This is a genomic window from Streptomyces sp. NPDC053079, from assembly GCF_044546695.1.
Taxonomy (GTDB): domain Bacteria; phylum Actinomycetota; class Actinomycetes; order Streptomycetales; family Streptomycetaceae; genus Streptomyces.
Genome location: NZ_JBITZJ010000008.1, coordinates 120,533 through 137,989 on the forward strand (window position 1 = coordinate 120,533; position 17,457 = coordinate 137,989).

Below are 17,457 nucleotides of genomic sequence, written 5' to 3' on the forward strand. Positions count from 1 at the left end.
CTCAGAGGCGGCAGGCGTGGATGCCCGTGGTGAGGATGGCGCGGGCGCCCAGCTCGTAGAGCTCGTCCATGATGCGCTGGGCGTCCTGGGAGGGGACCATCGAGCGGACCGCGACCCAGCCCTCGTGGTGCAGCGGGGAGACGGTCGGCGACTCCAGGCCGGGGGTCAGGGCGACGGCGCGCTCGACCTGCTCGACACGGATGTCGTAGTCCATCATCACGTAGCGCCGGGCGACGAGGACGCCCTGCATGCGGCGGAGGAACTGCTGCACCTTGGGGTCGTCGGCGGGGGCGCCGTGGCGGCGGATGACGACGGCCTCGGACTTCAGGATCGGCTCGCCGATGATCTCCAGGCCGGCGTTGCGCAGGGTGGTGCCGGTCTCGACGACGTCCGCGATGACCTCGGCGACGCCGAGCTGGATGGCGGTCTCGACGGCACCGTCGAGGTGGACGACGGAGGCGTCCACGCCGTTGTCGGCGAGGTGCTTGGTGACCAGGCCGGAGAAGGACGTGGCGATCGTCATGCCGCCGAACTCGGTGACGTCCTTGGCCGTGCCGGGGCGGGTGGCGTAGCGGAAGGTCGAGCCGGCGAAGCCGAGCTGCATGATCTCCTCGGCGCGGGAGCCGGAGTCGAGCAGCAGGTCGCGGCCGGTGATGCCGATGTCGAGCTTGCCGGAGCCGACGTAGACCGCGATGTCGCGGGGGCGCAGGAAGAAGAACTCGACCTCGTTGCCGGCGTCGACGAGGACGAGTTCCCTGCGGTCCTTGCGCTGGCGGTAGCCGGCCTCATGGAGCATCGCCGACGCAGGCTCGGAGAGAGAACCCTTGTTGGGGACGGCGATGCGCAGCATGAGGTCGTTTTCCTTTGTGCGTGGAGTGCGGTGCTGAAAGGGAATGGTGCGGTGGTGCGGGGTCAGAGGTGAGCGTATACGTCGTCGAGGGAGATCCCCCGGGCCACCATCATCACCTGAAGGTGGTACAGGAGCTGGGAGATCTCCTCGGCGGTGGCCTCGGCGCCTTCGTACTCGGCGGCCATCCACACCTCGGCGGCCTCCTCGACGACCTTCTTGCCGATGGCATGGACGCCCTTGCCCACCAGCTCGGCAGTACGGGAGGTGGCGGGGTCGCCGGAGGCCTTCTGCTGGAGCTCGGCGAAGAGCTCCTCGAACGTCTTCTTGGACATGGTGGTCCTACCCTACGGGGTCCACCCGGTGGGTCAGTGCCAGGGCTCGGACACCGAGCGCAGGATCATCGCCGTGGAGACGGCCGCGGTGACCGCCTCGTGGCCCTTGTCCTCGGCCGAGCCCTCGAGCCCGGCGCGGTCCAGGGCCTGCTCCTCGGTGTCACAGGTCAGTACGCCGAAGCCGACGGGGACGCCGGTGTCGACGGAGACCTTGGTGAGCCCCTGGGTCACGCCCTCGCAGACGTAGTCGAAGTGCGGGGTGCCGCCGCGGATGACGACGCCCAGGGCGACGACCGCGTCGTAGCCGCGGCCGGCGAGGACCTTGGCGACCACCGGGAGCTCCCAGCTGCCGGGCACGCGCAGCAGGGTGGGCTCGTCGATGCCCAGGTCGTGCAGGGCGCGCAGGGCGCCGTCGACGAGGCCGTCCATGACCTTCTCGTGCCACTGCGCGGCGATCACGGCCACCCGCAGGTCCTGGCAGTTCTTCACACTCAGCTCGGGTGCGCCCTTGCCGCTCACGTGTCGCTCTCCTCGTTCGGTACGTCGTTCGGGGTACGTCGGTCTCTGGATCGGTGGTGCTCGGTGTCGGTCACTGGTTGCCGCAGGCCGAGATGTGCTCGGCGTCCAGCCAGGGAAGATCGTGTCCCATGCGGTCCCGCTTGGTGCGCAGGTAGCGCAGATTGTGCTCGCCGGCCTGGACGGGCATGGGCTCGCGGCCGGTGACCTTGAGGCCGTGCCGGACCAGGGCCGCGGTCTTGTCGGGGTTGTTGGTCAGCAGGCGCATCGAGCGCACGCCGAGGTCGGTGAGGATCTGGGCGCCGGCGGCGTAGTCGCGGGCGTCGGCCGGCAGGCCGAGCTCGAGGTTGGCGTCGAGCGTGTCGCGGCCGTCCTCCTGCAGCTCGTAGGCGCGCAGCTTGGGCAGCAGGCCGATGCCGCGGCCCTCGTGGCCGCGCAGGTACAGCACGACGCCGCGGCCCTCGGCGGTGATGCGCTCCAGGGAGGCGTGCAGCTGGGGGCCGCAGTCGCAGCGCAGCGAGCCGAAGATGTCGCCGGTCAGGCACTCGGAGTGGACGCGCACCAGCACGTCCTCGCCGTCGCCGAGGTCGCCGGCGACGAGGGCGATGTGCTCGACGCCGTCGACGGTGGAGCGGTAGCCGTGGGCCCGGAAGTCGCCGAAGGCGGTGGGCAGCCGGGTGGTGGCCTCGCGGCGGACGGTGGGCTCGCTGGACTTGCGGTAGGCGACCAGGTCCTCGATGGAGATGATCGACAGGCCGTGCTTGCGGGCGAAGGGCACCAGCTCGGGCAGGCGCAGCATGGCGCCGTCCTCGCCGGCGATCTCCACGATGGCGGCGGCCGGGCGGAGCCCGGCGAGGCGGGCGAGGTCGATGCCTGCCTCGGTGTGGCCGTTGCGGACCAGGACGCCGCCGGGCTTGGCGCGCAGCGGGAAGACGTGCCCGGGGCGGACGAAGTCGCCGGGGACGGCGGCGGGGTCGGCCAGCAGGCGGATGGTGACGGCGCGGTCGGCGGCGGAGATGCCGGTGTCGGTGCCGTGGTCGCGGCCGGCGTCGACGGAGACGGTGAACGCGGTGCGCATCGACTCGGTGTTGTGGTCGACCATCTGGGGCAGGTCGAGCCGGTCGATGTCGCGCTCTTCCATGGGCACGCAGATCAGGCCGCGGCACTCGCTCATCATGAAGGCCACGATCTCGGTGGTGACCTTCTCCGCGGCGACGATCAGGTCGCCCTCGTTCTCGCGGTCGGCGTCGTCCACGACGACGACGGGCCGGCCCGCCGCGATGTCGGCGATCGCCCGCTCGACGGGGTCGAGGGTCAGCACGTCGGCGTCACCGTTGTCGGTGTCGTACCAGCTCTGAACGGCGGTCATGCCGTTACTCCTTCCGGAACGGCTGCGGTCCGGGCGCTCGCCCGCGAACGCAGCCACCAGTCGCGCAGGCCCCACAGGACCAGGACGAGGTAGACGATGTAGACGAGGCCGGAGAAGGCGAGCCCGCTGTCGAAGGCGAGCGGGACGCCGACCACGTCGACCAGCAGCCAGGCGAACCAGAACTCCACGAGCCCGCGGGCCTGGGCGACCATCGCGGCGAGGGTGCCGACGAAGATGTACGCGTCCGGCCAGGGGTTCCAGGACAGTTCGGGTACGGCGGTGAACAGGGAGCCGACGGCGAGGGTACCGACGGCGGTGCCGGCGAGCAGCAGGGCGCGCTCGCGCCAGGAGGCGAAGCGGACGGCGATGGAGCCGTCCTGGGCGCTGCGCCGCCCGCCCGCCCACTGCCGCCAGCCCCACAGGGCGACGGTGATGACCAGGAGCTGCTTGCCGATGCCGCCGCTGAGGTGGGCGGAGGCGTAGGCGGCGACGAGGATGACGCCGGAGGCGAACTGGGCCGGCCAGGTCCATATGGAGCGGCGCCAGCCGAGGGCGAGGGCCACGAGGCCGACGGTGTTGCCGATCATGTCGGACCAGATGACGTGCTGGCCGAAGGCGGCGAAGGCCTCGCCGTTGAGCCAGTCGAGGGCGCTCATGCGACGGGCTCCTTCGTGCCGCGCTGCCCCAGGAGGCGCTCGACGTACTTGGCGAGGACGTCCACCTCGAGGTTGACCGGGTCGCCGGCCTGCTTGATGCCGAGGGTGGTGAGGTCGAGGGTGGTGGGGATGAGGCTGACGGTGAAGTGGTCGTCGCCGGCCTCGACGACGGTCAGGCTCACTCCGTCGACGGTGATGGAGCCCTTGTCCACGACGTAGCGGGCGAGCCCGTCCGGCAGGGCGATCTTGACGATCTCCCAGTGTTCGCCGGGCACGCGCTCGACGATGGTGCCGGTGCCGTCCACGTGGCCCTGGACGAGGTGGCCGCCGAGGCGCCCGCCGAGCGCCATGGGGCGCTCGAGGTTGACGCGCGAGCCGGGGGCGAGGGCGCCCAGGCTGGAGCGGCTCAGGGTCTCGGCCATGACGTCGGCCGTGAACTCGCCGTCCGCGGTCTCGACGACGGTCAGGCAGACGCCGTTGACGGCGATCGAGTCGCCGTGCTTGGCGCCCTCGGTGACGAGGGGGCCGCGCAGCCGCAGCAGCGAGGAGTCGCCGAGATTCTCGACGGCGACGACCTCACCCAGCTCTTCGACGATTCCGGTGAACACTTCAGCTCTCCTCGGTGGCGGAGACGGGAACGGGTACGGGGGCGATGGGGGTGGCGGTGAGCCGCAGGTCGGGGCCGACGCGGGCGACGTCGGTGACGTCCAGGCGCAACGCCTGCGCGATCGTGCCGATTCCGGCGTCGCCGAGGGCGGAGGGCCCGGCGCCCAGCAGGGCGGGGGCGAGGTAGCCGACGACGCGGTCCACGGCCCCGGCGGCCAGGAAGGCGCCGGCGAGAGTGGAGCCGCCCTCCAGCAGGACGGAGTGGACGCCGCGTGCGTAGAGCTCGGCGAGCAGGGCGTGGACGTCGATGCCGGTCGCGTCGGCGGGCAGGCGGGCGATCTCGACGCCGGGCAGGTGGGTGGTGTCGGCGTCCTCGCCCACGACGATCAGGGTCGGTGCCGCGTCGTCCAGGACCCGGGCGCCGGGCTTGACGGTGGCGCGGGTGTCGACGACGACGCGCAGCGGCTGGGTGACGGGGTCCCGGTCGGGTACGGGGCCGCGGACGGCCAGGTGGGGGTCGTCCGCGCGCAGCGTGCCGGAGCCGACGACGACGGCGTCGGCCTCGGCGCGCAGCCGGTGCACGTCGGCGCGGGAGGCGGCGGAGGAGATCCAGCGGCTGGTGCCGTCGGCGGCGGCGCTGCGGCCGTCGAGGGTGGCGGCGTACTTCCACAGGACGAAGGGGCGCCGGTGCAGCACGGAGGTCAGCCAGGCGGCGTTGCCGGCCGCGGCCTCGTCCGCGAGCAGTCCGCCCTCGGTGTCGACGCCGGCCGCCTCGAGGGTGGCGGCGCCGCCGGTGGCGGCCGGGTTGGGGTCGGCGACGGCGTAGACGACGCGGGCGATGCCGGCGTCCAGGAGGGCCTGGGCACAGGGGCCGGTGCGGCCGGTGTGGTTGCAGGGCTCCAGGGTGACGACGGCGGTGCCGCCCCGGACGTCGTGACCGGCGTCGGCGGCGGCGCGCAGGGCCTCGACCTCGGCGTGCGGGCCACCGGCGCGGCGGTGCCATCCCTCGCCGAGCGTGCGGCCGGCGTCGTCCAGGAGGACGCAGCCGACGACGGGGTTGGGGCTGGTCGAACCGAGGGCGCGGGCGGCGAGCGCGATGGCGCGTCGCATCGCGTCGGCTTCGGTCGCGGTGGCCACCGGGGTCCTCCTGCCTCTTCGGGCACGGACTCCGGGGCTGTCGTACGGGACGACGAATGAGCGGGTACGCCGCAGCGGTGACCACGGGGCCGGGGACGCGAAGAGGGGGTGGCCCGATCCCGGAGGGTCCCGGGAAGGGTCCCGGAAGACCGGGACGTCTGCCACCCATCCGCGTCACCGGTGACGGTGTGCCGATGCGTGCCCGCCGCGCACTGCCTCCCATCCGGACTTTAACCGTCGGTCCAGGAATTTCACCTGGTCAACCGGCCGCTGGCTGCGGACGGGTCGCGGACTGTAACCGCCGGTTCGGACTTTCACCGACCCCGGAGTGCGCTGCGTATCAAATGAATCATCAATGGTACAGGTGCCTGACCTGCGGCTTCTCATCCTCCGCAGCTCCGACGAGTCCGAGCGTACGCCGGGCGGCGCCGCGGTGTCCACGGGGACTTGACAGAGTGCGCGGCCTCACACACCTGCTGCTACCCGCCGCGCGCCGGGCCGGAGCGGCTCCGCCCACGGGTTTGGTCCATACCTATTGACGCACTGGTCTAGTCCTCTTAACCTCTGCCACACCTCCGAGGAGTACGGCCCGCCGGTACGCGCGCACCACGGGCCACAGCACGTCGCACACCCCCCACGCAACGCTCTTTTGAGCCCCCCACTGGAGGACCCGATCGTGTTGTTCCGCAAGAGACCCCTCAGACCCCGTGTCCGCAGGAGCGTCGCCCTCGCATCGGCGGGCACCGCCCTGGCCTCTCTGCTCGTGGGCACCCTGTCCGCGACCGCCTCGCACGCCGAGGACCAGTCGGCCTGCCGCCCCGACGGCCTCTACGCCACCCCCGGCGTCGACGTCCCCTACTGTTCGGTCTACGACGCGGCGGGCCGCGAGAAGATGGGCGCCGACCACCAGCGCCGCGTCATCGGCTACTTCACCGGCTGGCGCACCGGCAAGGACGGCACCCCCGCCTATCTCGCCCCCGACATCCCCTGGGACAAGGTCACCCACCTCAACTACGCCTTCGCCCACGTCGGCCCGGACGACAGGATCTCCGTCGGCGCGGACGGCGCCGCCAATCCCGCCACCGGAATGACCTGGCCGTCCGTCCCCGGCGCCGAAATGGACCCCGCACTCCCCTACCAGGGCCATTTCAACCTCCTGAACAAGTTCAAGAAGCAGCACCCTCAGGTGAAGACGCTCATTTCCGTGGGCGGCTGGGCGGAGACCGGCGGCTATATCGACGAGAACGGCAAACGCGTCGACTCCGGCGGCTTCTACAAAACGGCGACGAACGCCGACGGATCGGTCAACCAGGCCGGGATCGACACCTTCGCCGATTCAGCCGTCGCCTTCGTCAAGAAATACGGCTTCAACGGCGTCGACATCGACTACGAGTACCCGACCTCGATGAAGGACGCGGGCCACCCCAAGGACTGGACGCTGGCCAACGCCCGGCGCGGCGGGCTCAACAAGGGCTACGCGGCCCTGATGAAGACGCTGCGCGAAAAGCTCGACCGGGCCGGCGCGGCGGACGGAAAGCACTATCTGCTGTCCGTCGCCGCCCCCTCCTCCGGCTATCTGCTGCGCGGCATGGAGACGTACCAGAGCACGAAATACCTGGACTACGTCAACGTGATGTCGTACGACCTGCACGGGGCCTGGAACGAATTCGTGGGCCCGAACGCCGCGCTGTACGACGACGGAAAGGACGCCGAACTCGCCAAGTGGGGCGTCTACGGCGCCGCCCAGTACGGCGGCATCGGCTACCTCAACGGCGACTGGGCCTACCACTACTTCCGCGGCGCGCTGCCCGCCGGGCGGATCAACCTCGGTCTGCCGTACTACACGCGCGGCTGGAAGAACGTCACCGGCGGCACCGACGGGCTGTGGGGAACGGCCAAGGCCGCCTCCTGTCCCGCCGGCTCGGGCCTGACGACCTGCGGCGACGGCGCGGTCGGCATCGACAACCTCTGGCACGACAAGGACGACGCCGGCAAGGAGTCCCCCGCCGGCTCCAACCCGATGTGGCACGCGAAGAACCTGGAGAAGGGCGTCGCCGGCGACTACCTCGGCGCGTACGGTTTCCCCGCCGGCACCAGGCCCACCGGCACCTACGCCCGCCGCTACGACGCCACGCTGACCGCCCCCTGGCTGTGGAACGCGGACAAGAAGGTCTTCCTCTCCACGGAGGACGAGCAGTCCGTGAAGGCCAAGGCCCAGTACGTGGTGGACAAGGGACTCGGCGGCACGATGGTCTGGGAGCTCGCCGGGGACTACGGCTGGAACGCGGGCAAGGGACAGTACGAGCCCGGCTCCACGCTCACCACCACGATGTACGACGCGTTCAGGTCCGCCCCCGCCTACGGGGCGAAGCGGGCGACGACCGACGTCCCCGGCCAGGCCGTCGACATCCAGGTGAGCTTCACCCAGTTCCCCCTCGGCGACTCCAACTACCCCATCAACCCCAAGATTCACCTCACCAACAACACCAAGACCACCGTCCCCGGCGGCGCGGAGTTCCAGTTCGACTACGCCACCTCCGCGCCCGGCAATGCCAAGGACCAGTCGGGCTGGGGGCTCAAGGTCGTACGCAGCGACCACTCGGCCCCCAACAACATCGGCGGCCTCAAGGGCGACTATCACCGGGTCTCGGTGAAGCTGCCGGCCTCGCAGCCGCTCGCGCCGGGCGCCTCGGCGGACATCGACTTCGTCTACTACCTGCCGACGTCGACGCCCTCCAACTGGACCGTCACCTTCGGCGGCCGCACCTACGCCCTGGCCGGCGACCTGGCCCGCGGCACGGCCGTCGTGGACCCGGGCGGCCCCACGCCCACCCCGACCGGCACCCCGACCGGCACCCCGACGGGCACCCCCACCGGCGGCGCCTGCGCCGCGCCGTCCTGGGACGGGGCGACCGCCTACAACGGCGGCGCCACCGTCTCGTGGAAGTCCCGCTCGTGGAAGGCCAAGTGGTGGACCCGGGGCGAGGAACCCGGCACCACCGGCGAGTGGGGGGTCTGGCAGGACCTGGGCTCCTGCTGATGCACTGAGCACCGGCACACTGGCCGGAAGCCGGTAGGGAGCGGAATGGGCGACAGCACGGGCGGCGCGGGCACCGCGGACCGTACGGATCCCCGGGTGCGCCGGGCGCGGATCGCGATGGCGGCGGTGTTCGCCGTGCACGGCGCGGTCACGGGCACGTTCGCCACCCGCGTCCCCTGGATCCAGGAACACGTGGACATCAGCACGGGACGCCTCGGCCTCGCGCTGGTCTTCCCCGCGATCGGCGCGTCGCTCGCGATGCCGCTCGCGGGGAGGGTCGTCCACCGCTTCGGCTCGCGCACGGCGCTGCGCGGCCTGCTCGCCCTGTGGTGCGCGTCCCTGGCGCTGCCCGCCCTCTCCCCCGGCATGCTCGCGCTCTGCGCGACGCTGGCGGTCTACGGGGCGACGTCCGGAATGGCGGACGTGGCCATGAACGCGCTGGGCGTGGAGACCGAGGACCGGCTGGGCCGTTCGATCATGTCGGGGCTGCACGGCATGTGGAGCGCCGGTGCGCTCGCCGGCTCCGCGGCGGGCACGGTCGCCGCGCACGCCGGCACGGATGCCCGCCTCCACCTCGGGGTGGCGGCCGGCCTGCTCGTCGTGCTCGGCTCGGTCGCCTGCCGCTGGGTGCTGGACGTGCGCACCGGCGTCGCGGAGCATCCGCCGCCGCGGTTCGCCCTGCCGCCGCGCTCGGCGCTGGTCATCGGCGCGGTCGGTTTCTGCGCGGTCTTCGCCGAGGGGGCGAGCCTGGACTGGTCGGCGGTCTACCTGCGCGACGTCATCGGCTCCGGCCCTGGCGTGGCCGCCGCCTGCACCACGGCCTTCGCCTGCACGATGACGGTGGCCCGGCTGGCGGGCGACGCGGCGGTGCGGCGGTTCGGCCCGGTGCGGACCGTACGGGCGGGGGGTGTGCTGGCGACCGCGGGCGGGGCGCTCGTGGTCCTGGCGGACGATCCCCTGCCGGCCGTCGCGGGGTTCGGCCTGCTGGGGCTGGGCATCGCCGTCGTCGTACCGCTGGCCTTCGCGGCGGCGGGGCGCAGCGGGAAGAATCCCAGCCAGGCGATCGCGGGCGTCGCGACGATCACCTACACCTCGGCGCTGATCGCGCCGGCCGCCATCGGGCAGATCGCGAACGCCACGTCGCTGGAGGTGTCCTTCGCACTGGTGACCGTGCTGGCGGCGGGGCTGGTGACCGGCGCGGGTGTGCTGCGGGCCCCGGCCCGGGACGCCGCCCTCTCCCGTGGGGCCCCGGCGGCCAGGCGCTGAGCGCACACGCCGCCGCGGGCCGTGTTCCGAACCCCGAGGGGGTCGGCCACGGCCCGCGGTGGAGGGGAACCGTCAGGCGCTTCTGGATCAGATCACGATGGCCCAGCCGTGCCCGCCGCCGTGGTGCTTGTTGTGGTGGTCGCAGTCACGGTCGTGACCGCCGCCCCACTTGTCGTGGCCACCGCCCCACTTGTCGTGGCCGCCGCCCCAGCGGTCGCAGTCGTCGTGGCCGCCGCCCCACTTGTCGTGGCCGCCGCCCCAACCACCGTGGCCGCCGCCCCACTTGTCGTGGCCGCCGTTCCACTTGTCGTTGTGGCCGCCCCAGCCGCCCCAACCACCGTGGCCGCCCCAGCCGTTGTTCTTCCACTTGCCGATCCAGATGCCACCCCAGTTGTTGCCCCAGTTACCCCAGCTGGTCCAGTCGTGGTAGCTGTGGCGGCTGTAGCTGCGGTGGTGGTCGTCGTGGTTGCAGTCGCGGTCGTGGTCCTTGCGGCCGTGGTCGCAGTCGCGGTCACGGTCGCGGCCGCGGTCGCGGTCGCAGTCCTTGTCGCGGTCGCGGTCACGGTCCTTGCGGCCGTGGTCGCAGTCCTTGTCGCGGTCACGGTCGCGGTCGCGGTCGCGGCCCTTGTCCCGGTCGCAGTCGCGGCCGTTGTCCTTCTTCTTGTCGCGGCCGTTGTCCTTCTTCTTGTCCTTGTCCCGGTCCCGGTCGCGGTCGCGGCCCTTGTCCCGGTCACCGTGGTCGTCGTCCCAGGTCAGCGCCTGGTTGCCGGACGCGACCTGCGGCGCGGCCTGGGCCACTCCGGCCACCGGAACAATGGTGGCGCCGGCGAGGATCGCGGCGGCCGCGGTGCGGCCGACGAGCTTGCGCATGTGTGTCTCCTGAATTGCAGGAAATCGGACACCCGACGCATACCTCGCATGAACCGATAAACATCCGGCGGTCGTGGCCATACAGCCCTACGAGGTGTTAATTGCGCCGATCGCAGCAACGCGAAAGAGGGACCCGCCCAAGCCCCCGGGGGACCGGATCGCCCGGCCCCGCACCCACCTCAGGACGCGTCGCCCGTGCCGCGGTCGTAGTCGCTGGTGCCACCGTCCAGGAGGGCGGGCTCCCGGCGGTCGGCGGCCCGGGAGAGCCAGCGCAGGGCGTGATAGCCGGTGAGCACGATGAGGGTGCCCAGCGCGATGCCGCTGAGCTCGAAGTTGTCGGTGAACTTCAGCGAGACGCCGCCGATGCCGATGATGACGCCCGCGGCCGTCGGCACGAGGTTGAGCGGCTGGGCGAAGTCGACCTTGTTCCGCACCCAGATCTGGGCGCCGAGCAGGCCGATCATTCCGTAGAGGATGACGGTGATCCCGCCGAGCACGCCGCCGGGAATGGCGGCGACGACCGCGCCGAACTTGGGGCACAGGCCGAAGAGCAGCGCGAAGCCGGCGGCGGCCCAGTACGCGGCGGTGGAGTAGACGCGCGTCGCCGCCATCACGCCGATGTTCTCCGCGTACGTGGTGGTGGCCGGGCCGCCCACCGCGGTGGAGAGCACGGTCGCGCTGCCGTCCGCGATGATCGCCATGCCCATCTTGTCGTCGAGCGGGTCACCGGTCATCTCGCCCACGGCCTTGACGTGGCCCGCGTTCTCGGCGACCAGCGCCACCAGCACCGGCAGTGCGACCAGGACCGCCGAGGCCGAGAAGTTCGGGGCGTGGAAGGTCGGCACGCCGATCCAGTCCGCCTTGGCGACGCCGGAGAAGTCGATGCGCCAGTGGTCCGTCACCTTGCCGGAGCCGTCCGCCGAGTGGATCCTGCCCGCGGTCCGGTCGAGGACCCAGGACAGCGCATAGCCGAAGACCAGGCCCAGGAAGATCGCGATGCGCGACCAGAACCCCCGCAGCACCACCAGCGCGAGGCCCGTGAACAGCATCGTGGCGAGCGCGGCCCACTGGTCCTGGGGCCAGTACGTCCCCGCCGCCACCGGGGCGAGGTTGAAGCCGATGAGCATGACGACCGCACCGGTCACCGCCGGCGGCAGGACGGCGTGGATGACCCGCGGGCCGAGGACCTGGATGACCACGCCGCAGCCGACGAGGGCGGCGCCCACCACGAGCATCGCGCCGGTCAGCGTGCCGGCGTCCCCGCCCTGGCCCGCGATGACCGCGGACACTCCGACGAAGGAGAGCGAGGACCCCAGGTAGCTGGGCACGCGCCCGCGCGTCATCAGCAGGAACAGCACCGTCGCCACGCCCGACGCCATCAGCGCCAGATTGGGGTCCAGCCCCATGAGGATCGGCGCGACGAAGCACGCCCCGATCATCGAGACCACGTGCTGCGCACCGAGCCCGACGGTGCGGCCCCACGACAGCCGCTCCCCCGGCTTGACCACCTCCCCGGGCTTCAGGTGCTTGCCATCGCCGTGCAGCTTCCACCCGACGCCCGCCATGACCACTCTCCATTTCGCAAGGCCCTGCGCGTCGCAGAGACCAAGCGATTAATAGTCGATCGTCATGGCAGGGACAAACCAAGCGTGAGTACGCGAGCCGCCGAATACGGAGCGTGACAATCCGGCGAGAACACGGCCCTCGTTCACCCGTTCTGGTTAACTCTCCCGGGGATTCGCCTACGCTCCGTATTCGGATGTCACTCTGTGCGTATGACGATGACGCGGGCGCAGCCGGCGGTGCCCGCCGGCATCGACTGGGTAGTGGCGCGGATGCGGGGGCTCGACGCCGCACTGCCGCCGAGGGACGGGGTGGCGGTCTTCAACCGGGTCTATCTGACGGTCACGGAGGAGATCGGCCGCCGGGTGGCGGCGGGGGGCTTCCGGGACCGGCACGCCGCGGCCGACCTCGACGTGCGCTTCGCCAAGCGCTATCTGCACGCCGTCGACCAGGCGTCCATGGGCCGTCTGCTGCCCGCCTGCTGGCGGCCGCTGTTCCAGCTGCGGGGGCATCCGGCGGTGCAGCCCCTGCAGTTCGCCCTGGCCGGGATCAACGCCCACATCGGCCATGACCTGGCCCTGGCCCTGACCGAGACCTGCCGGGCGCTGGACGTCGAGCCGCGCGCCCTCGAGGGCGACTTCCACCGCATCGGGTCGATGCTCGTCGCCATGGAGGAGCGGATCCGCGAGGAGCTGATGCCGGGGCCGGATCTGCTGGACGTCGCCGATCCGCTGACCCACCTGGTCGGCTCGTGGACGCTGGAGGCCGCGCGGAACGCGGCGTGGGCCTCGTTCCGCGCGCTGTGGGCCATGCGGGAGCTGCCCGATCTGGTGGAGGAGCTCACCGACCGCGTCGACGCGAGCGTCGGCATGGTCGGCCGCTGTCTCCTCACGCCCCTGGGCTGACGCACGGACGCCCGTGCGTCAGCCCCCGGGCTCAGTCCTCCGGCAGCTCGACGGGCGCGATCTCGTCGTAGACGTCGCCCGGACCGGGGTTGGTGGCGTCCGTGGAGCCACCGAACTGGTGCATCACGCCCCACACCGCGTTGAGCGCGGTCTGGACGGCGCCCTCGGCCCAGCCGGCGGTCCAGGAGATGTCGTCGCCGGCGAGGAAGATGCCGCGCTTGTCCTCGGGCAGACGGTCCTGCATGAAGTGGGTGAACAGACGCCGCTGGTAGCGGTAGTGACCCGGCAGGTTGGCCTTGAACGCGCCCATGAAGTAGGGCTCGTTCTCCCAGGAGACCGTCACCGGGTTGCCGATGATGTGCTTGCGGATGTCGACCTTGGGGTAGATCTCGCCGAGCGACTTGAGCATGACCTCCAGGCGCTCGTTCGCCGACAGCGGCAGCCACTTGAGGCTGTCGTCGCACCAGGTGTAGGACAGGCAGATCACGGCGGGCTTGTCCGGACCGTTGTCCAGCAGGTAAGTGCCGCGCGTCATCCGGTCGGTGAGCGTCATCGACATGACGTCACGGCCCGTCGGGTTTCCCTCGTCGTCGACGGCCTTGTCCAGCCAGAACGGCCGGTCCACAGGCACGAAGAGCTTGGACGACTCCATGTAGTGGGTGCGCTCCATCGCCGTCCAGTGGTCGATGGGGAAGAGCGTGTCGTCGCACGCGATCTTCGACAGCAGCATCCACGACTGGGCGGTGAAGATGGCCGCCTGGTACGTACGGATGTCACCGGTCGCGTCCGTGACCGTGATGCGGTTGCCGGCCGTGCGGTGCAGCCGGGTCACGGCCGGGCGGGGGGCGCCGCCGTGCAGCGAGGACAGCGAGGTGCCCTGCGCCCAGTGAATGATCTTCTCCGGCTCGCGGTCCCACAGCCGCAGGGGCAGCTGCTGGCTGCCGCCGACGATGCCGCGGTGGTGGTCGTCCGCCTCGGTGTAGACGACGCGCAGGATCTCCAGGATGGAGTTGGGGAAGTCGGTGTCCCAGCCCCCTGTGCCGAAGCCGACCTGGCCGAAGATCTCGCGGTGCTTGAAGGACTTGAAGGCCTCGGACTCGCAGAGGAAGCCGTAGAAGGTCTGGTTGTCGAGCTTCTCGACGAGCTTCGCCCAGATCTCACGGATGCGCGGCACGTCGCGCTCGCGCATGGCCCGGTTCATGTCGGAGAAGTCCGCGCCCTCCTCCAGGCAGGCGTTCCACGCGTTCATCACGTCGCGGTAGACCTGCGGAAGGTCGTCGACGGTGACGGCGTAGTGCGACTCGCCCTTGAGGTCGACGACCGTGGAGGGGGTGTCGGGCGCCAGCGGGTTGGGGAACGGCTTGGTCTCCAGGCCCACCAGGTCGATGTAGTGCTGGAAGGCGGTGGAGGACGGCGGGAAGCGCATCGCGCCCATCTCGGCCGTCAGCTCTTCGTCGCAACCCTCGAAGCCCACGGTCCGCAGCCGGCCGCCGATCTGGTCGGCCTCGTAGACGACGGGCTTGAGGCCCATCTTCATCAGCTCGTACGCCGCGATGATGCCGGACAGACCACCGCCGATGACGGCGACCTCGGTGCCGTGCTCGGTGGCCGGTATCTGGCCGAGGCCCGCCGGGTGGGCGAGGAAGTCGTCGTAGGCGAAGGGGAAGTCCGGGCCGAACATGGTGATCGGCGGCTCGACGGGCTGGGCCTGCTCGTGCTCGTCGTGGACGGCGGTGGGCACCGTGGACGTCATCGGCTGGACTCTCCTACTGGCAGGGGGTGTGGGGCGGGGCGGGGGAAGCCCGGGGGTCAGATGAGCGAGGCGTAGAGCTCGGGGCGGCGATCGCTCAGGTAGGTGTTCTCGGCGCGGGAGGCCTTCAGCAGCGCCGGGTCGACGTCGGCGACGATCAGGTCCTCGCCGGCTCCGGCGCGCGCCCGTACGGTCCCGTCGGGCGCCGCCAGGCAGGACAGCCCGGCGAAGGCGAGGTCGCCCTCGGCTCCGCAGCGGTTGGCGTAGGCGATGTAGAGCTGGCTCTCCCACGCACGGGCCGGGATGATCGTCTGCGGGACGATCTCGTAGGGCCGCATCAGCGCGGTGGGCGCGAGCAGCAGGTCGGTCCCGGCCAGGGCGTGGGCCCGTACGGTCTCGGGGAACTCCACGTCGTAGCAGACCAGCAGCCCGAGCCGGACGCCGTCGAGGTCGGCCTGGACCACCGGCTCGTCGCCGGGCGTGAAGTAGGTGTTCTCGTACGCGCCGAAGAGGTGGGTCTTGCGGTAGTGGGCGAGGCGGGTCCCGTCCGGGCCGATGAGCTGCAGCGAGTTGTAGATCGTCTCGCCGTCGCGCTCGGGGTAGCCGTAGCCGACGGCCAGCCCGTGCTCGGCGGCGATGCGGGCGACGGCCTGCGCCCCGGGGCCGGTGGCGGGCTCGGCCAGGTCACGGACGGCCTCGCCGAGGGCGTACCCGGTCAGGTACAGCTCGTTCGTGAGCAGCAGCCGGGCACCGGCGGCCGCGGCCCGCCGGGCGGCGGCGGCCAGGGCGTCGAGGCTGTCGGCGGTGGAGGAGGGAACGCCGCTGGGGCCTTGGTACAGCGCGATGCGCAGCGGCGTCATTCGTCCCTCTTGCAGCTCGTCGGGCGGGCGGGTCACACACCTGTTCGTGTAAACGAGTCGACGGTACGGTCCGGGATCTCGGCGGGACAAGGCGCCGACGTTGCGCGCAGACGGCGGATTCATTGCGCCTTTGCGGGGGTCCGCGGCGATTCGTTGCGTAGGGGCCCGGCAGAGGGCCGCGGGTGGCCCGACCGGGGCATTTGCGGGGCTGTCCCGAGGGGCGCCGGACGTCGGCCCGGGCGGCTCAGGAGGGTGCGCCGGAGCTGAAGCGGCGCAGCAGGGGCGAGAGGACCAGCACGGACTTCGTGCGCTCCACGAAGGGCTCGCCCGCGATGCGCTCCAGGACGCGCTCGAAGTGGCGCATGTCCGAGGCGAAGATCTGGACGATGGCGTCGGCCTCCCCCGTGACGGTGGAGGCCGACGCCACCTCCGGGTACCGCGACAGGCCCCGGTGGATGGCCTCGGGCGAGGTGTTGCGGCGGCAGTAGAGCTCGATGAAGCCTTCCGTCTCCCAGCCGAGCGCCGCCGGGTCCACCCGTACGGTGAAGCCGGTGATGGCGCCCTCGGCGCGGAGTCTGTCCACGCGCCGCTTGACGGCGGGTGCGGACAGGCCGACCTCCGCGCCGATGTCGGCGTAGGAGCGCCTGGCGTCCTCGGCCAGGGCATGCACGATGCGTTCGTCGAGCTCGTTCAATCGCACGGCGGGTGGATCACATTTCTCCGGGTAACCAGCTACTGCTACCAGCAGTAGATCACGTACCCGGCCGTGCCCCCGACCCGATGGGCGTGGACCTGCCCCTCAGCTGCCGAGCGCGGTGCACATGGCGGGGGGCCCGGGGAATTCCTCCGGAAGAGCGTCCATCAGGAGCTCGTCGACGTACTGGCCCAGCCAGTGCCCGGACCTGCGAAAACGGCCGGTGGGCCGGAATCCGGCCTTCTCGAAGGCGGTGATGCCGGCCCGGTTGGGTTCCAGCACCCGCAGCCATACGGCCCGCATGGCGCCCAGGTGGAACGCCCAGTCGAGGGTCAGACGGGTGGCCTCCTCGGCGAAGCGCTTGCCGCGCTGGGCCGGGGCGACGACGATCGCGAACTCGGCCCTGCGCTCGCCGGGGTCGATGCGCAGCGTGGTCAGGGCGACCGACTGCTTGTCCTTCAGGCGTACGACCTCGAACCGCGCGTGGCCCGGGTCGTCGAGCTCCCGGTCCCACTCGTCGGCCCGGGCCTCCCACGACCGGGGGAAGCGGCTGCCGGCGCCGAGGATGGTCCCGGGGTCGCACTCCCATCTGTGGTACTCGGTCAGCATCTCGTCGCGGGGCATGCCCAGGGCGAGCCTGTCGCCGGTCAGCAGGAGGTGGGGACTGCTCATCCGATGTGATCCCTTCCCGTCTGCCGGGTCCCCGGACGGCGGACCCGGCAGGGAGGGATCATAGGGGCGGCGCGGAGAAGATCATTTCTTCTCGGTGGCCCGGCCGCCCCCGGATCGGGGCCTCAGCGGCCCTTGCGCCGGCCCTTGCCGCGGGCCTTCTTCGTGTTCCGCGAACCGGCCTTGGCACCGGTCCTGGCGCCCGACTTCGCACCGGGCTTGGGGCCGGCCTTGGCGGCCGGCTTCGCGCCGGGCTTCGTCGCCGGCTCGGCGTCGGCCTTGGCGTCGGCCTTGGCGCCGGCCTTCGTGTCCGCCTTCTCGTCGGCCTTGGCGCCGGACGTGGCCTCGCCCTTCGCCGCCATCGTGGCGGCGGC

Annotated in this window: 16 protein-coding genes and 1 riboswitch; of the genes, 3 read left to right on the plus strand and 13 right to left on the minus strand. The window is 71.6% G+C overall.

The genetic code is table 11. The annotated features are described in order from the left end of the window. Position 1 precedes the first annotated feature (1 nt). From hisG to ribD, 7 genes are all read right to left on the minus strand, one after another. Positions 2–850 (minus strand): ATP phosphoribosyltransferase, encoded by an 849-nt coding sequence (gene hisG / locus ACIGXW_RS28230; protein ID WP_071963643.1) that lies wholly within the window; start codon positions 848–850, stop codon positions 2–4. A 62-nt stretch (positions 851–912) separates the two neighbouring features. Continuing rightward, positions 913–1,182: a phosphoribosyl-ATP diphosphatase gene (locus ACIGXW_RS28235; protein ID WP_071963644.1), complete on the minus strand. Its 270-nt coding sequence runs from the start codon at positions 1,180–1,182 to the stop codon at positions 913–915. A 33-nt stretch (positions 1,183–1,215) separates the two neighbouring features. Beyond that, positions 1,216–1,701 (minus strand): 6,7-dimethyl-8-ribityllumazine synthase, encoded by a 486-nt coding sequence (gene ribH / locus ACIGXW_RS28240; RefSeq protein ID WP_071963645.1) that lies wholly within the window; start codon positions 1,699–1,701, stop codon positions 1,216–1,218. A gap of 70 nt (positions 1,702–1,771) precedes the next feature. Beyond that, the gene (locus tag ACIGXW_RS28245) at positions 1,772–3,067 is read right to left on the minus strand and encodes a bifunctional 3,4-dihydroxy-2-butanone-4-phosphate synthase/GTP cyclohydrolase II (protein ID WP_071963646.1); all 1,296 of its coding nucleotides are present in this window, start codon (positions 3,065–3,067) and stop codon (positions 1,772–1,774) included. Then, a complete protein-coding gene (locus ACIGXW_RS28250) occupies positions 3,064–3,723 on the minus strand; it encodes a nicotinamide riboside transporter PnuC (protein ID WP_399575560.1) in 660 nt (219 codons plus the stop codon). The genes ACIGXW_RS28245 and ACIGXW_RS28250 overlap by 4 nt, the downstream gene beginning before the upstream one ends. Then, entirely contained in the window at positions 3,720–4,331 is a 612-nt protein-coding gene (locus tag ACIGXW_RS28255; RefSeq protein WP_071963648.1) for a riboflavin synthase, read from the minus strand. The genes ACIGXW_RS28250 and ACIGXW_RS28255 overlap by 4 nt, the downstream gene beginning before the upstream one ends. A 1-nt stretch (position 4,332) precedes the next feature. Further along, positions 4,333–5,466 carry a bifunctional diaminohydroxyphosphoribosylaminopyrimidine deaminase/5-amino-6-(5-phosphoribosylamino)uracil reductase RibD gene (gene ribD, locus ACIGXW_RS28260; protein ID WP_399575561.1) on the minus strand — a complete coding sequence of 378 codons (1,134 nt, stop codon included), beginning with the start codon at positions 5,464–5,466 and terminating at the stop codon, positions 4,333–4,335. Positions 5,467–5,671: 205 nt separating this feature from the next. After that, a riboswitch (FMN riboswitch) is annotated at positions 5,672–5,802 on the minus strand. Between the two features lie 343 nt (positions 5,803–6,145). On the opposite strand from ribD, the gene ACIGXW_RS28265 reads away from it, so the two are divergent. Beyond that, a complete protein-coding gene (locus ACIGXW_RS28265; protein ID WP_399575917.1) occupies positions 6,146–8,506 on the plus strand; it encodes a chitinase C-terminal domain-containing protein in 2,361 nt (786 codons plus the stop codon). A 45-nt stretch (positions 8,507–8,551) separates the two neighbouring features. Continuing rightward, a complete protein-coding gene (locus ACIGXW_RS28270; RefSeq protein ID WP_399575563.1) occupies positions 8,552–9,772 on the plus strand; it encodes an MFS transporter in 1,221 nt (406 codons plus the stop codon). A gap of 87 nt (positions 9,773–9,859) precedes the next feature. Here ACIGXW_RS28270 and ACIGXW_RS28275 read toward each other — a convergent pair whose 3' ends face one another. Together ACIGXW_RS28275 and ACIGXW_RS28280 are read right to left on the minus strand one after the other, a co-directional pair. Next, positions 9,860–10,642, minus strand: a complete 783-nt coding sequence (locus tag ACIGXW_RS28275) for a hypothetical protein (RefSeq protein WP_399575564.1) — start codon at positions 10,640–10,642, stop codon at positions 9,860–9,862. Positions 10,643–10,821: 179 nt separating this feature from the next. After that, positions 10,822–12,207, minus strand: coding sequence for a uracil-xanthine permease family protein (locus tag ACIGXW_RS28280; RefSeq protein ID WP_399575565.1), 1,386 nt, complete (start codon positions 12,205–12,207; stop codon positions 10,822–10,824). 210 nt (positions 12,208–12,417) lie between these two features. On the opposite strand from ACIGXW_RS28280, the gene ACIGXW_RS28285 reads away from it, so the two are divergent. Next, on the plus strand, positions 12,418–13,110 hold the full coding sequence (locus ACIGXW_RS28285) for a DUF5995 family protein (RefSeq protein WP_399575567.1): 693 nt from the start codon (positions 12,418–12,420) through the stop codon (positions 13,108–13,110). A gap of 31 nt (positions 13,111–13,141) precedes the next feature. On the opposite strand, the gene ACIGXW_RS28290 is transcribed toward ACIGXW_RS28285, so the two are convergent. The 4 genes from ACIGXW_RS28290 to ACIGXW_RS28305 form a co-directional block, all read right to left on the minus strand. Further along, positions 13,142–14,863, minus strand: coding sequence for a flavin monoamine oxidase family protein (locus ACIGXW_RS28290; protein WP_399575569.1), 1,722 nt, complete (start codon positions 14,861–14,863; stop codon positions 13,142–13,144). 56 nt (positions 14,864–14,919) lie between these two features. Next, positions 14,920–15,720, minus strand: coding sequence for a carbon-nitrogen hydrolase family protein (locus ACIGXW_RS28295; RefSeq protein ID WP_399575919.1), 801 nt, complete (start codon positions 15,718–15,720; stop codon positions 14,920–14,922). Positions 15,721–15,964: 244 nt separating this feature from the next. Continuing rightward, positions 15,965–16,420: an Lrp/AsnC family transcriptional regulator gene (locus tag ACIGXW_RS28300; protein ID WP_086572781.1), complete on the minus strand. Its 456-nt coding sequence runs from the start codon at positions 16,418–16,420 to the stop codon at positions 15,965–15,967. 99 nt (positions 16,421–16,519) lie between these two features. Continuing rightward, a complete protein-coding gene (locus ACIGXW_RS28305) occupies positions 16,520–17,086 on the minus strand; it encodes a GNAT family N-acetyltransferase (protein ID WP_399575571.1) in 567 nt (188 codons plus the stop codon). Positions 17,087–17,457 lie beyond the last annotated feature (371 nt).